The organism is Pseudomonas sp. QC2, assembly GCF_002859085.1.
GTDB lineage: Bacteria > Pseudomonadota > Gammaproteobacteria > Pseudomonadales > Pseudomonadaceae > Aquipseudomonas > Aquipseudomonas petroselini.
In genome coordinates this window covers 149,754-164,332 of record NZ_PKKS01000017.1, presented here as the reverse complement: position 1 = coordinate 164,332, position 14,579 = coordinate 149,754, and the positions used below count along the sequence as shown (strand labels likewise).

Below are 14,579 nucleotides of genomic sequence, written 5' to 3'. Positions count from 1 at the left end.
GTAAATGAGATCAAATGTGGGAGGGGGCTTGCCCCCTCCCACATTTTGACCTCACTCCAACTTAAGGGATCAGTCGAAGGTGATGCCTTGAGCCAAAGGAAGCTCCAGCGAGTAGTTCACGGTATTGGTCTGGCGACGCATGTACCCGCGCCACGCATCCGAACCCGACTCACGTCCGCCACCGGTCTCTTTCTCACCGCCAAACGCGCCGCCGATTTCCGCGCCACTCGGGCCGATGTTGACGTTGGCGATGCCGCAGTCGCTGCCGACCGCCGACATGAATTGCTCGGCTTCACGCACGTCGGTGGTGAAGATGCACGACGACAAGCCTTGCGGCACGGCATTGTTCAGGCGCAGGGCTTCGGCGAAGTCGCTGTAGCCCACCACATAGAGAATCGGGGCGAAGGTTTCAGTGCACACCACATCGCTTTGCTCGGGCATTTCCACAATGGCCGGCGACACGTAGTAGGCGTTGGGGAACTTGTCTTCCAGCTGACGCTTGCCACCGAACACCTTGCCGCCTTCGCTCAGGGCTTGCTCCAGGGCGTCCTGCATAGTGTCGAAACCATGCTTGTCGATCAGCGGGCCGATCAGGTTGCCTTCCAGCGGGTGGCCGATGCGTACTTTGGAATAGGCTGCCTTGAGACGCGTGACGATTTCTTCTTTGACCGACGCGTGGGCGATCAGGCGGCGCAAGGTGGTGCAACGCTGGCCGGCGGTGCCGACGGCGCTGAACAGGATCGCGCGTACGGCCATGTCCAGGTCGGCGCTTGGGCCGAGGATCATCGCGTTGTTGCCGCCCAGCTCAAGAATGCTGCGGGCAAAACGTGCGGCGACCTTCGGCGCCACTTCACGGCCCATGCGCGTGCTGCCGGTGGCGCTGATCAGGGCAACGCGCGGGTCATCCACCAGCGCGGCACCCGCGTCGCGGCCGCCGATGATCACTTGGCTCAGGTACTCGGGAGCGCCGTCGAATTGCTTCAACACGCGCTCGAACAGCGCCTGGCAGGCCAGGGCGGTGAGCGGGGTCTTTTCCGACGGTTTCCAGATCACCGCGTTGCCGCACACCAGGGCCAGGGTGGTGTTCCACGCCCACACGGCCACCGGGAAGTTGAAGGCGCTGATCACGCCGACCACACCCAGCGGGTGCCAGGTTTCACGCATGTGGTGGCCCGGACGCTCGGAGGCGATGGTCAAACCGTACAACTGGCGCGACAGGCCGACGGCGAAGTCGCAGATGTCGATCATTTCCTGCACTTCACCCAGGCCTTCCTGGGTGATCTTACCGGCTTCCCAGGACACCAGCTCGCCCAGGTCGGCCTTGTATTCACGCAGTACATCGCCAAATTGACGTACCAATTCGCCACGGCGCGGTGCCGGCACTTTGCGCCAGGCTTCGAATGCATGCTCGGCGCGACTGACCTGTTGCTCCACCTCGGCCGCGCCCTCCCAGTCCACGGCGCCGATGCGACTGCCATCAATCGGCGAATGCACAGGCTGTTTGCCCGACTGGTACAGCGCCGGGTTTACCCCGAGACGATCAAGCAATGCGGCAACCATGGGTCACTCCTTCAATCTGCAAACAAAAAATTGCGCCGCGGCCCGCACGGCGATCCAGGCCTTATTTGTAGCTGGCCCAAGACTTGCCAACAAACGACGATTAGGCGAGATATCATTCCGTTTATTCATGCAAAGAATAAAAAGAGGCGTGCCGTGCTGAACAAAAGACATTTGCCCTCGATCACTGCCCTGCAGTGCTTCGAAGCCGCGACCCGCCACCTCAGCTTTACCCGCGCCGCCGAGGAGCTGAACCTCACGCAAAGCGCGGTGAGCAAGCAGGTGGCGCAGTTGGAAGAACTGCTGCAACACCTGCTGTTTCGTCGGGTGCGCCGCCGCTTGCAAATGACCCCGGCGGGCGACCTGTACCTGGTGGAGGTGCGCAAGATCCTTACGCAGGTGGAGATGTCCACCCACTATTTGCGCTCCTATGGCGGCGAGACAGAAGTGTTGCGCGTCTCCACGCCCTACACCTTCGGCGCGCGCTGGCTGGTGCCGCGACTCAAGGGCTGGCGGCTGCGTCATCCGCAGATCCATCTGGACCTGTGCAACGAGCAGGACGCGGACGACCTGCTGCAAGGCAAGGCCGATATGGCCTTCTACTTCGGCCAGGGCTCACGCCCCGGCACCGAGAGCCTGAAACTCTTCAGCGAGGAGCTGGTGCCGGTGTGCGCGCCGGAGAGCTTGCCGGCGCAGCCGTTCACCGATCCCACGCAACTGAGCGACCTGGTGCTGCTGCAAAACGCCTCGCGGCCACAGGGCTGGCATGACTGGTTCGCCAGCCAGGGCTTCCACACCGAGCACAGCTATCACGGGCCGCGTTTCGACACCTTCTATATGTGCATTCGGGCCGCGCAAGTTGGGTGTGGTGTCGCGCTGCTGCCGCGGTTTCTGGTGGAGGAGGAATTGGCCGACGGTAAGTTGGTGATTCCTTGGCAGCATGCGATGCCGAGCCAGGACGCGTATTACCTGGCCTACCCGGAGCATTCGGCGGAGGTGCCCAAGGTGCGGGATTTTGTGAAGTGGATGATGGAGCAAGTTATTTAGTGCCTGGAATACCGCTATCGGGAGCAAGCTCCCTCCCACATTTGGAATGCATTTCAACTGTGGGAGGGGGCTTGCTCCCGATGGCGCCGGTGGCCTTGGCAAAAAAATCACTGGCAAACCGACCCACGTCTATGCGCCACTAGCCCCCTTCCTTAATTGTGCGTAAAGGTCGGCACCCATCGCCGACCTGTCTGGAGATTCCCGTTATGAGCGAGAGTGTGTTTGCCGATCGCATCGTGCAGAACTTGCTCGACACCGACTTCTACAAGCTGACCATGATGCAGGCGGTGCTGCACAACTACCCCAACGTGGAAGTTGAATGGGAGTTTCGTTGCCGCAACAGCGAAGACCTGCGCCCGTACCTGGCGGAGATCCGTTACCAGATCGAACGCCTCGCCGAGCTGAGCCTGAGCCCGGATCAATTGGGCTTCCTGGAGCGCATCAGCTTCATGAAGCCGGACTTCCTGCGGTTCCTCGGGCTGTTCCGCTTCAACTTGCGTTATGTGCAGACCGGCATCGAGAACGGCGAGCTGTTCATCCGCCTGCGCGGGCCGTGGCTGCATGTCATCCTGTTTGAAGTGCCGATGCTGGCCATCGTCAGCGAAGTGCGCAACCGCTACCGCTACCAGACCGTGATCCTCGAACAGGCCCGCGAACAGCTGTACCGCAAGTTCGACTGGCTGACCGCCAACGCCAGCAGCGACGAGCTGTCCGAGCTGCAAGTGGCCGACTTCGGCACGCGCCGACGCTTCTCGTACCGGGTGCAGGAAGAGGTGGTCAGCGTGCTCAAGCATGACTTCCCTGGGCGCTTTGTCGGCACCAGCAACGTGCACCTGGCCCGCGAGTTCGATATGAAGCCGCTGGGTACCATGGCCCACGAATGGATCATGGCCCACCAGCAGCTCGGCCCGCGCCTGATCGACAGCCAGATCGCCGCGCTGGACTGCTGGGTCCGCGAATACCGTGGCCTGCTGGGTATCGCCCTGACCGACTGCATCACCACCGACGCGTTCCTCGGCGACTTCGACCTGTACTTCGCCAAGCTTTTCGACGGCCTGCGCCATGACTCCGGCGACCCGGTGCAGTGGGCGGAAAAAGCCATCGCCCACTACCACAAGCTCGGCATCGAACCGATGAGCAAGACCCTGGTGTTCTCCGACAGCCTGTCGCTGCCCAAGGCCCTGGAAATATTCCGTGCGCTGCGCGGTCGGATCAATGTGAGCTTTGGCATCGGCACCAACCTGACCTGCGATATTCCAGGTGTCGAGCCGATGAGCATCGTGCTTAAAATGACCGCCTGCAATGGCCAGCCCGTCGCGAAGATCTCCGATGAAGCGGGCAAGACCCACTGCACCGACCCGAATTTCGTCGCCTATTTGCGTCATGTTTTCAAAGTACCTGCCATCTCTAGCAAGGAGTGAATCATGCAAGCCGTACAGCGTGAGATTGCTGAACAGCTCAAGGTCCAAGCGCCGTTTAACGACCAGGCCGCCCTTGAGGCCGAGGTTGCCCGCCGCGTGACCTTTATCCAGGATTGCCTGCGCAATTCCGGGCTCAAAACGTTGGTGCTGGGCATCAGTGGTGGCGTCGACTCCCTGACTGCCGGCCTGCTCGCCCAACGCGCGATGCAGGAACTGCGCGCCAGCACCGGTGATGAGGCCTACCGTTTTATCGCCGTGCGCCTGCCCTACGAAACCCAGTTCGATGAGCTCGACGCCCAGGCCTCGGTGGACTTTATCGAGCCCGACGAGCGTCACACCGTGAACATCGGCCCAGCGGTGAAAGCCCTGGCCAATGAAGTGGCGGCGTTCGAAGGCAAGGCGGCGGTGTCCCGCGATTTCGTGCTGGGCAACACCAAGGCGCGCATGCGCATGGTGGCGCAGTACACCATCGCGGGCGCGGCGGGTGGGCTGGTGATCGGTACCGACCATGCGGCGGAAGCGGTGATGGGTTTTTTCACCAAGTTCGGTGATGGGGCCTGCGATTTGGCACCGTTGAGCGGGCTGGTGAAGAACCAGGTGCGTGCGATTGCACGGCACTTTGGGGCGCCGGAGTCGCTGGTGGAGAAGGTTCCGACGGCCGACCTGGAAGACTTGTCGCCGGGCAAGCCGGATGAAGCGTCCCATGGCGTGACCTACGCCGAGATCGATGCCTTTCTGCACGGTGAGCCGGTGCGTGAGGAAGCGTTCCAGATTATCTGCGAGACGTACCGCAAGACTGAGCACAAGCGGGTCATGCCGTTTGCGCCGTGAGGTGAACCAGATAGGCTGGCGTTGACTGTTAGACCGCTATCGCAGGCAAGCCAGCTCCCACAGTTGACCGGCTTCCAGCATGAGAATGCGGTGGAATGTGGGAGCTGGCTTGCCTGCGATGAACGATGACTCGGTTCAACTGACCGCCCACAAAAAAGCGCCCTTCAGGGCGCTTTTTTTTCGACCGGCGTCGGCTTACTTAACCGTCACAGTGCCTTTCATCATCGAGATGTGGCCTGGGAACGAGCAGAAGAACGCATAGTCAGTCCCGGCGGCCAGCTTCGACACGTCGAAGGTCACCGAGTCTTTCTCGCCGGCACCGATGATTTTGGTGTGGGCGATGATGCGGTCGTCACCTGGCTTCAGGTAGTCCTTATCAATACCGGCAGCCATGCCATCGGTGGCCACCGGCTGCATGTTGGCCGCACTGGTCAGCACCCAGTTATGACCCATGACGTTTTTCGGCAAGTTGCCGGAGTGAGTCAGCTCGACGGTGAATGTCTTGCAGCTCTTGTCGATTTCAATGGCTTTGGTGTTGAAGGACATCTGGTCAGTGGAGTCGACGGTGACCTTGCACTCTGCAGCAAGCAACTGGCCGCTCGCCAGAGTCAGCAGGGAAACAGCAACGAGTTTGGCAAACATGTGAATCTCCAAGGCAGGGTTTAAACAATACGTCATGCGACAAGGGTGCCTGATACAGGCATAAATTCTTATGATCTGAATCAACAGATTGTATACAACTTTAGGCTATCAGACTGATCAACACAATCAACCAGCCAAAGTACTGCCACCTGCCTATGATCGGCCCATCACCCACTGGAGTCCGAGCCATGCACCTCAATCAACTGTTCAACGGCCTGTTGGCTGCCTACGCCTGCGGTAAGTGAAGGCCAAGCGCACCTTGAAGCTGCTACCATGTCGTCCCAAGGCAGCTGCGTGCCGCCACCCTCACCTTCGACCCTAGAGGATCGCCCATGGCCAAACCTAATTACTCCTTCGCCAAACGTCAGAGAGACTTGGCCAAGGAACAGAAGAAAGAGGAAAAACTGCAACGCAAGAAAGCCGCTGCAGATGAAGAAGCCGGCGCACTGAACCCGGATGCTGAGGGTGATGTTGAAGTAACGAGCGACGCGACCGAAACACCAAAAGATCCGGCTGAATAATTTCCTTTGTGCTGAGCCGGCGCCTCCGGCTCGGCACAATCAACCGTTATTCCAGCGGCATCACCGTCACCCGCACTTCCGGGTCATGGTTCCCCCCTCCCAGAATCACCCCTCGCAACGGCGACACATCAGAGAAATCCCGGCCCCAGGCCAGGGTGATGTGCTCCAGTGCCGGTTGCACATTGTTTGTCGGATCAAAATCCACCCAGCCCGACACCGGGCAATACACCGACACCCATGCATGGGACGCATCGGCGCCGATCAGCCGTGGCTGGCCGGGCGGTGGCTGGGTGAGCAGGTAGCCGCTGATGTAGCGCGCCGCCAGCCCGCGCGAGCGCAGGCAGGCGAGCATCAGGTGGGCGAAGTCCTGGCACACACCGCGTCGTCGCTCCAGCACCTCTACCAGCGGCGTGGCGACCTGGGTGGCTTCGGCATCGAAGGTGAACTCGCTGAAGATTTTCTCCATCAGCGCCTGCACCCCCAGCAACAACGGTTTGCCCGGCGGGAAACAACTTTCTGAAAACTCGACGAAGGTTTTTTTCAGGTGCACGTAGGGCGATTCAAAACGGTAGCGGCAAGCCTCGATCAGCTCAGCGGACATGGCCTGGCTGCTGTAGGTGAGGCTATCGCGGGTCTGGTCCCAGGGCGGCGACTGCCGGAAATCCAATGCCGGCCGCGCCAGCACTTCCACGGTCAGCCCGGCGTTCACCAGCAATTCATCATGGGGTCGCTCAAAGGCCAGGCGCGTTATCGGGTTGCCGAACACATCCAGCTCATCGCGACGTGACGATGGCTGCGGGCTGATCTCCAACTGCTGCGAACTGCAGCGCTGCCAGGCGCACGGCCGAGGCCACAGGTGCGCCAACTGCTGGGCCAGGGACACCGCGCTGTCGTAGTGGTAATGGGTATCGTGGAAAATCTGGTAGCGCGCACTCATCACACCGACACCGTTTGCTGGCTGACATCATCCACATGGGCGAAATGGCGCAAGGCCAGGCGATCCGACACTTGCCCACTCTCATCGGCGACCGCTTGCAGCAGGTCCGCCAGGCCATCCAACGCAGCACGCACACTGGACTCGCCAAACAACGGGTTCTCCAGGCAGCCCAGGTCGAAACGCGCCAAACGTTCGATCAACGGGGCGAGACCGGTTTCCCGAGGCACGCCGAAATCATCGTTGAGCCGCCGCAGGGTGCGGCTCACCAGTTTCAATTGGAACAACACTGCATGGGGGTTCTGCTCGTCCAGCAGCAGCAGGTCGAGCACCGGGATCAACTGCGGCACGGCCAGGTAACGCGAGCGGTAGGTGATGCTGCTGTTGCCCAGCTCCAGCAACCACTCCAACCCCGCCTGATCAAACACCGCCACGCCACGTAAAAACGCCGCGAGGCTGCTGCTGAGGAATTGCAGGCGCTCGATGCGCCGGCCCATCATCAAGAAGCGCCAGCCTTCGTCGCGGGTCATGTCGTCCAGGGCAAACCCGGACAGCGCCGCCAGGGACATCACCAGGCGGTTGAGGAAATCCAGCAATTCGCCAAAGTCCGGGGTGTCGCTTTCCAGCTCCATGGCTTCGCGCTGCAGCTCTACCAAGGCCTGCCAGTTCTCCCTGGACAACTTGCCGCGCACCTGGGATGCCGCCCACTGCAAGCGTTGCAGGTTGGCGCGCAAGCTCGACGGCCAGTCGTCACCGAGCAGCGCAGCCAGCAGGCGTTCGGGCAACTCGCCCTCCTCCGGCAGCAGGCGCAGGTTTTCACCCAGCTCGACGGCCGCTTGCAAGGCCAACGGATCGTCGCCATCCACATAGCGCGCCAGCACGATGCGCAACCAGCGCGCGCTGTCATCACAGCGCTCGCAGTAACGACCAAACCAGAACAGGTTTTCCACCACGCGGGACGGCAGATAAGGATCGCGGCGCACCAGGTCGTGGGCGCCGATCGCGCGCTGCGCGCGCCACTGCTCGCCACCGGCGGCGCGTTCACCCAGCACCCACGTGTCCTTGCTTGCCCCACCGCGCTGCATCGACACCACTTCGGCATCAGCCTCGGCGGCCACCCGCGTCAGGCCACCAGGCAGCACACGGTAACCCTCGGCGCTGGCCACGGCGTACACGCGCATGCCGATGGCGCGGTGCTGCAGGTGGTCATCCACGGTGTGCCATACCGGCGCCTGGGACAATTGCGCCAGTTCCTGGGCGACGTAGGCGTAAGGGCGCGCGCGCATGCGCTCGGCCAAGGCCTGGCGCTGTTCATCGTTCAGGTCACGGCCAAATACCGGGGCGAAACTTTGCGACGGAAACGCGGGCTTGATCAGCAGTTCCGGCAGTTTCTCCAGGGCTTCGGCGAGCACCGGTGCTTCACCGCACCACCACGTGGCGATAGACGGCAGGATCAGCGTTTCACCGAACAGGAATTCGTTGATCTTGGGTAAAAAGCCAAGCAAGCCCGGGGATTCCAGCACGCCACTGCCCAGGGCATTGGCCACCAGCACATTGCCTTGGCGCACGGCATCGAGCAGGCCAGGCACGCCGAGGGCCGAGTCGGTGCGCAGTTCCAGCGGGTCGCAGAAATCGTCATCCAGGCGGCGCATGATCGCGTGTACCCGGCGCAGGCCGCTGAGGGTTTTCAGGAACACGGTGCTGTCGCGCACGGTGAGATCGCCGCCTTCCACCAGCGGGTAGCCGAGTTGGCGCGCGAGGTAGAGGTGTTCGAAGTAGCTTTCGTTGAAACGGCCTGGCGTGAGCAGCACGATCAATGGCGGCTGGTCATCACTGGGCGCCTGGCGGGCCAGGGTTTCCTGAAGCGTGCGGAAAAAACCGGTGAGGTGCTGCACCTGCAGGTCACGGTACAGGTCCGGAAAGGCACGGGACACGATGGTGCGGTTTTCCAATGCATAGCCAGCACCCGACGGCGCCTGGGTACGGTCCGCGGTGACCCACCAACGGCCATCCGGGGTGCGCGCCAGGTCCACGGCGTACAGGTGCAGGAACGCACCGTCCGGCGGCTGGATGCCCTGGCACGGCCACAGGAAATTGTTATGCCCGAACACCAGCTCGGCCGGCAGCAAGCCCTCTTTGATCAGGCGTTGCGGGCCGTACAAGTCGGCGAGCACGGCATTGAGCAGGCGCGCACGCTGGGCGATACCGGCCGACAGGTGCCGCCATTCATCAGCGGCCAGCACATGGGGCAGCAGGTCCAGTTCCCACGGACGGTCGGCGCCCTTGGGGTCGGCGTAGACGTTGTAGGTCACGCCGTTTTCCTGGATCTGCCGCGTCAGCAACGCCTGACGCTGGGCCAGTTGCGCGGGGGTGCTGCGTTGCAGGTGGTCAAGCAGGCGTCGCCAATGGGCACGTACCGCACCGCTGTCGTCCAGCAATTCGTGATAGGTGCCCGCGGTCAGCGGGTAACGGTCGAGCAAGTCGGACATGGAACGCTCGGCAGGGGCAAGGGGGCTCAGTTTAATTCAAATTCACCGAAATCTAATGTGGGCGGGGGCTTGCTCCCGACGGCAGTGAGTCAGTCAACTCATGTATCGGCTGATTCAGCGCAATCGGGAGCAAGCCCCCTCCCACATTTGTATCGTGTTTAGTCTTTTTTATTGGGGAAACGCCGTAGATCCAGGGTCATCGGCAACTCATCGTTGATCACCAGGCTTGGCACGGGGAGTTTCCCTGGGCTGTGCCCCAAGCGGAAAAACCGCGCCATGCGCCGGCTTTCGGCCTCGTTGGCATTCACCGGCAAGCTGTCGTAATTGCGCCCGCCCGGATGGGCGACATGGTACTGGCAACCGCCCAGCGAGCGTTGCATCCAGGTGTCCAGCAGATCAAACACCAACGGCGCATGCACCGCGATGGTCGGTTGCAGGCAGTTGGCCGGCTGCCAGGCGCGATAACGCACGCCTGCGACGAACTCACCCACGCGCCCGGTCGCGTGCAGCGGCACCGGGATGCCGTTGCAGGTCAGCAGGTAGCGTTGCGGTGGCAGCCCGGTCAATTTGACTTGCAGGCGCTCCAGGGACGAATCCACATAGCGCACCGTGCCGCCCACCGCGCCCTCCTCGCCCAGCACATGCCAGGGTTCCAGGGCCTGGCGCAGTTCCAGTTCGATACCGCTGACGGCATAGTCGCCGACCTTGGGGAAACGGAATTCCAGGTGCGCGGCGAACCATTCGGCGCGCAGCGGGTAGCCGGCCGCGTTGAGTTCGACGATCACGTCGGCGAAGTCCTGCTCGATAAAGTGCGGCAACAGGAAACGGTCGTGCAGCTCGGTGCCCCAGCGCGCCAGCTTCGGCGGTGCATAGGGTTCGCGCCAGAAGCGCGCGACCAAGGCGCGCAGCAGTAGCTGTTGCGTGAGGCTCATGCGTGCGTGGGGCGGCATCTCAAAGGCGCGCAGCTCCAGCAGGCCCAAGCGGCCGGTGGCGCCATCCGGCGAGTAGAGCTTGTCGATGCAGAATTCGGCGCGATGGGTGTTGCCCGTTACGTCGATCAGCAGGTTACGCAGCAGGCGGTCGACCAACCATGGCGGGCATTCTTCACCGGGTTCGGGCATTTGCGCGAAAGCGATTTCCAGCTCGTACAGCGCATCGTTGCGCGCCTCGTCCACACGCGGCGCCTGGGACGTCGGGCCGATGAACAGACCGGAGAACAGGTAGGACAACGACGGGTGGTTATGCCAGTAGCTGATCAGACTGCGCAGCAGATCGGGTCGGCGCAGGAACGGCGAGTCCTTGGGCGTCGCGCCGCCGAGCACAAAGTGGTTACCGCCGCCGGTGCCGGTGTGGCGCCCGTCGATCATGAATTTCTCGGTGGTGAGGCGGGTTTGCCGGGCCTCTTCGTAGAGGAATTCGGTGCGCTCCACCAACTCATCCCAGGTGGCGGACGGCTGCACGTTGACCTCGATCACACCGGGGTCCGGGGTGACGCGGAAGTTGCTCAGGCGGTTGTCGGCTGGCGGTTCATAGCCTTCCAGCAACATCGGACAGTGCAGTTCCTCGGCCGTCGCCTCGATAGCAGCCACCAGTTCCAGATAGTCTTCGACGCGTTCCAGGGGCGGCATGAACAGATAGAGGCGCCCTTCCCGTGCTTCGGCGCACAGGGCCGTGCGGGTCAGCCAATCGGCGGACTCGTCCACCTTGGGCACGCGTTCATCAAACGGCGCGGGTTCGCCGTGGCTTTGCAGTTGGGAGGTGGTCGGCAGCTCCGGCTGGTCCTGGTTAGGGTCCGTCGGGTGCACAAATGGATATTCCGCCGCCGTCACCCAAGGCTGCGAGGCCAATGGCAGGCGGTAGCCCAGCGGCGAGTCGCCCGGCACCAGGCGGCAATGGTTGTCGCGCAGGTACCAGCGCCCGCTTTGCCAGCGGTCATTGGCCGCCGTGCGCGCCAAGGGCAGCACTTGGCCGATGATTTTATCCAGGCCCTGGGCGAACACTTTGCGCAGGCGCTCGCGTTCCAGGTCATCGCTCAGGCGCGGGTCCTGGGCGGTGACGTTTTGCGGCAGCGCGCCTTCACGCCACAGGTAGTAGAAATTGTCTTCGAAGGCCGGGAACACAAAGCGCGCCGGCAGTTTAAGGCGTTCAGCGACGCTGGCCAGGAAACGCCCGGCCAGCGCGCCGTCCGCACCATAGTCCTGCTGTTCATCGGCGATCAACGCGCTGTTGTGCCAGATCGGCACACCGTCGCGGCGCCAGTAGCAATTGAGCGACCAGCGCGGCAGCTGCTCGCCGGGATACCACTTGCCCTGGCCGAAGTGCACCAGGCCCTTGGGCGCGTAGTGCTTGCGCATGCGCTGGAACAGTTCGGCAGACAAGCGGCGTTTATCCGGCCCGAGCGCAGCGGTGTTCCATTCGGCACCGTCGGGGTCGTCGATGGACACGAAGGTCGGCTCGCCCCCCATGGTCAGGCGTACGTCGTCCTTGAGCAGGTCACCGTCGATCTGCCGGCCCAAGGCCTGGATCGCCAGCCATTGGTCTTCGGTGTAGGGCTTGGTGACCCGTGGGGCTTCCCAAATCCGCTCTACCGACATTTCGTGGGTGAATTCGCACTCGCACGGCTCCACCAGCCCACTGATCGGTGCGGCAGACGAGGGATCGGGACTGCAGGCCAATGGAATATGGCCTTCACCGGCGAACAGCCCGGAGGTGGCATCCAAGCCGATCCATCCCGCGCCGGGCAAATACACTTCGCACCAGGCGTGCAGGTCGGTGAAGTCCACTTCCGTGCCGGATGGCCCGTCAAGGGCTTTGACGTCAGCGGTCAGTTGGATCAAATAACCGGAGACAAACCGTGCCGCCAACCCGAGGTTGCGCAGCAATTGCACCAGCAGCCAAGCCGAGTCGCGGCACGAGCCGGAGGCGTTTTCGAGGGTGAATTCCGGCGTTTGCACGCCCGGTTCCATGCGGATCAGGTAGCCGATATCGGCCGCCAGGCGCTGGTTGAGGCCCACCAGAAAGTCCACCGCCGGCAAAGGTGTGCGGTCGATACCCGCCAGGTACGCGGCAAACTTCGGCGTCAGCGGCAGGGTTTCCAGGTACGGCGCCAGCTCACGCTGTTCATCGGCGGCGTAGCGGAAGGGGATTTTTTCGGCATAGGGCTCGAGGAAAAAGTCGAACGGGTTGAACACCGCCATCTCGGCGACCAGGTCGACCTCAATGCGCAGTTCATCGGTCTTTTCCGGAAACACCAAGCGCGCCAGGTAATTGCCCTGAGGGTCTTGCTGCCAATTGATGAAGTGCTGCTCGGGCAGCACTTTCAGTGCGTAGGACAAAATCCGCGTACGGCTATGGGCAGCCGGACGCAACCGCACAATCTGCGGGCCGAGTTCGACCGCGCGGTCGTAACGGTAATGCGTAACGTGGTGCAACGCGACATGAATCGACACGGCGGCCTCCTGCGAGCCAGGGCATGGACACAAACCGCGCAAGACTTATGCCAGAGCGGCCGTCGTTGCGCTTTATCGTAAGACCCGGTGCAGTACAGCACCAAAACGGCGCCAGCGGGGGGTGCCATGGTGCAAGTAACGCACATATTTGTGGCGTGCGTGTGAGGATCAGTGGTGAATCTACCCAGCTAGCGCGCTTTTTGCGTTGCGATGATGGCTTGGCGCAGCCGTCGCACTTCAACCAGTTTCTGGCGCATTTCGCGGTGACGCCTGCTGTTGAGCAACAGCAATCCCAGCAGGGGGAACAACACGCTCAAGCCATAGGACAGCCAATGCGGACCAAAGGCGATAGTGGGCAGCGCCGCCAGAACACAAAGCGCGAGCAGCATCACCAGCGGCCATACCCACTGCGGCCGCCCGCGCGCGATCATGAAATTGCACTGCACGATGCCCCACGTCAGCGCGAGGCCACCCAAGAAGGAATACTGGAGGTTATCGTCCAGCGGCAAGCGTGGGAAATAACTGTCGACAATCAGCGGCACCGCAAACACCAGGCTAAACACGGCCGCGAAAATCGCGCCCATGAAGACCGGAAAATAGTGCGCCAGAAAACTACGAATGCTGGGCAGCTCATTCATCGCTCATTTCCTCATACAACCCCACGGCAATGGTGCGCACATTCCCCGAAAGCGCACTGCCGGTAAACCCGATGGCAGCGCCAAGGGCATCCTGTATCTGGGTCACCGTTGCATGCTTGACCTGCGCCGGAGTGAAACGCTTGGTCGCCTCGCCGGACAGCTGTTTCAACTTGAGCATTTTGGCGCTCATGCGCGGATCCTGGATGCTGAGCAGCTCCTTCGTCAGCTTGGCACGCTCTTGCCGATTCAATCCGCGCAGCACTTCCCTAACGCTTTTACCGGTGGTGGCCTGGTTCAACCGCACCAGTTTTACCGTGGTCAACGTCGAGGCACCGACCCCGATCAAAGACGCAGCATCCAGCGCGATCATCGTGTACTGATACCACTCCGAGCTGTCGAGCTTGTCATTTTTGGCGGGATTACTGATCTCATTGCTGACGCGATAGCCACTGGCAAAACACTGGAGTGTGCTGGCGGTGGCAGCGGTATAGCCGATAACCGTCACCACGCTGCTCGCGCCCGCCGTGAACGGCACGGCGACGGTGCCGCTGAGCACCACAAGCCAACCGAGGATCGCGCCTGCACAGGATAGGGAGGTGTTGATCGCCTCTCCCACCAGGCGCGATTCGCGGGGATTGTCCTGCACCTGTTGCGCAAACTGCGCCGGGGCGATGTATTTCTGCGCTTCACGCAAAATAATGCGTTTGGGGGCAATGCTGCAGATCGGCTGGAATTCGCGCAGGGTGACCACGTTGAAATCGGCGTCGATATACACAACACCCGCACCAACAATGCCGGGGTCGGCATCGATGGCGGCGAACAGGCGCGGCAGGTTGATCTGGCTTTCAATGCGCTGGCGCGCCATGAACTGCGAGCGGTTGGTGTCCATGCCGATGCCGGCCAGGGGGTTGCCCATGGGTGTTCTTCCTTGAAAGTAATAGTGGCCGGTGGGGCCTCATCGGGGGCAAGCCCCCTCCCACAGTTGACCGAGTTCCAGCATGAGAATGCGGTCGAATGTGGGAGGGGGGCTTGCCCCCGATAGCGATTCAA

Annotated in this window: 11 protein-coding genes; 4 read left to right on the top strand and 7 right to left on the bottom strand. The window is 62.0% G+C overall.

The window, feature by feature from the left end:
- Positions 1 to 69: 69 nt before the first annotated feature.
- On the bottom strand, positions 70 to 1,560 hold the full coding sequence (locus QCBJ_RS15290; protein ID WP_046033931.1) for an aldehyde dehydrogenase family protein: 1,491 nt from the start codon (positions 1,558 to 1,560) through the stop codon (positions 70 to 72).
- 153 nt (positions 1,561 to 1,713) lie between these two features.
- Between QCBJ_RS15290 and QCBJ_RS15285 the strand changes: the two genes are divergently transcribed.
- The 3 genes from QCBJ_RS15285 to nadE all read left to right on the top strand — a co-directional run bounded on the left by QCBJ_RS15285 (position 1,714) and on the right by nadE (position 4,856).
- Positions 1,714 to 2,604, top strand: a complete 891-nt coding sequence (locus tag QCBJ_RS15285) for a LysR family transcriptional regulator (RefSeq protein WP_012721935.1) — start codon at positions 1,714 to 1,716, stop codon at positions 2,602 to 2,604.
- Between the two features lie 206 nt (positions 2,605 to 2,810).
- Entirely contained in the window at positions 2,811 to 4,025 is a 1,215-nt protein-coding gene (pncB, locus tag QCBJ_RS15280) for a nicotinate phosphoribosyltransferase (protein ID WP_012721934.1), read from the top strand.
- Positions 4,026 to 4,028: 3 nt separating this feature from the next.
- Positions 4,029 to 4,856 (top strand): ammonia-dependent NAD(+) synthetase, encoded by an 828-nt coding sequence (gene nadE / locus QCBJ_RS15275; RefSeq protein ID WP_064053969.1) that lies wholly within the window; start codon positions 4,029 to 4,031, stop codon positions 4,854 to 4,856.
- A gap of 195 nt (positions 4,857 to 5,051) precedes the next feature.
- Here the strand turns inward: nadE and azu are convergent, their stop codons facing one another.
- Positions 5,052 to 5,498: an azurin gene (gene azu / locus QCBJ_RS15270; RefSeq protein ID WP_010213586.1), complete on the bottom strand. Its 447-nt coding sequence runs from the start codon at positions 5,496 to 5,498 to the stop codon at positions 5,052 to 5,054.
- 332 nt (positions 5,499 to 5,830) lie between these two features.
- Here azu and QCBJ_RS15265 point away from each other — a divergent pair, with 332 nt between their 5' ends.
- Positions 5,831 to 6,019, top strand: coding sequence for a hypothetical protein (locus tag QCBJ_RS15265; RefSeq protein WP_043204701.1), 189 nt, complete (start codon positions 5,831 to 5,833; stop codon positions 6,017 to 6,019).
- Between the two features lie 46 nt (positions 6,020 to 6,065).
- Here the strand turns inward: QCBJ_RS15265 and QCBJ_RS15260 are convergent, their stop codons facing one another.
- From QCBJ_RS15260 to QCBJ_RS15240, 5 genes are all read right to left on the bottom strand, one after another.
- Entirely contained in the window at positions 6,066 to 6,956 is an 891-nt protein-coding gene (locus QCBJ_RS15260) for a transglutaminase family protein (RefSeq protein ID WP_046033929.1), read from the bottom strand.
- Positions 6,956 to 9,442: a circularly permuted type 2 ATP-grasp protein gene (locus tag QCBJ_RS15255; protein WP_012721931.1), complete on the bottom strand. Its 2,487-nt coding sequence runs from the start codon at positions 9,440 to 9,442 to the stop codon at positions 6,956 to 6,958. Before QCBJ_RS15255 ends, QCBJ_RS15260 begins: the two co-directional genes overlap by 1 nt.
- A gap of 158 nt (positions 9,443 to 9,600) precedes the next feature.
- Positions 9,601 to 12,891 (bottom strand): DUF2126 domain-containing protein, encoded by a 3,291-nt coding sequence (locus QCBJ_RS15250; protein ID WP_102061135.1) that lies wholly within the window; start codon positions 12,889 to 12,891, stop codon positions 9,601 to 9,603.
- A gap of 188 nt (positions 12,892 to 13,079) precedes the next feature.
- Positions 13,080 to 13,529, bottom strand: a complete 450-nt coding sequence (locus tag QCBJ_RS15245) for a hypothetical protein (protein WP_093542815.1) — start codon at positions 13,527 to 13,529, stop codon at positions 13,080 to 13,082.
- Positions 13,522 to 14,445 (bottom strand): NAD synthetase, encoded by a 924-nt coding sequence (locus tag QCBJ_RS15240; RefSeq protein ID WP_093542818.1) that lies wholly within the window; start codon positions 14,443 to 14,445, stop codon positions 13,522 to 13,524. The genes QCBJ_RS15245 and QCBJ_RS15240 overlap by 8 nt, the downstream gene beginning before the upstream one ends.
- Positions 14,446 to 14,579 lie beyond the last annotated feature (134 nt).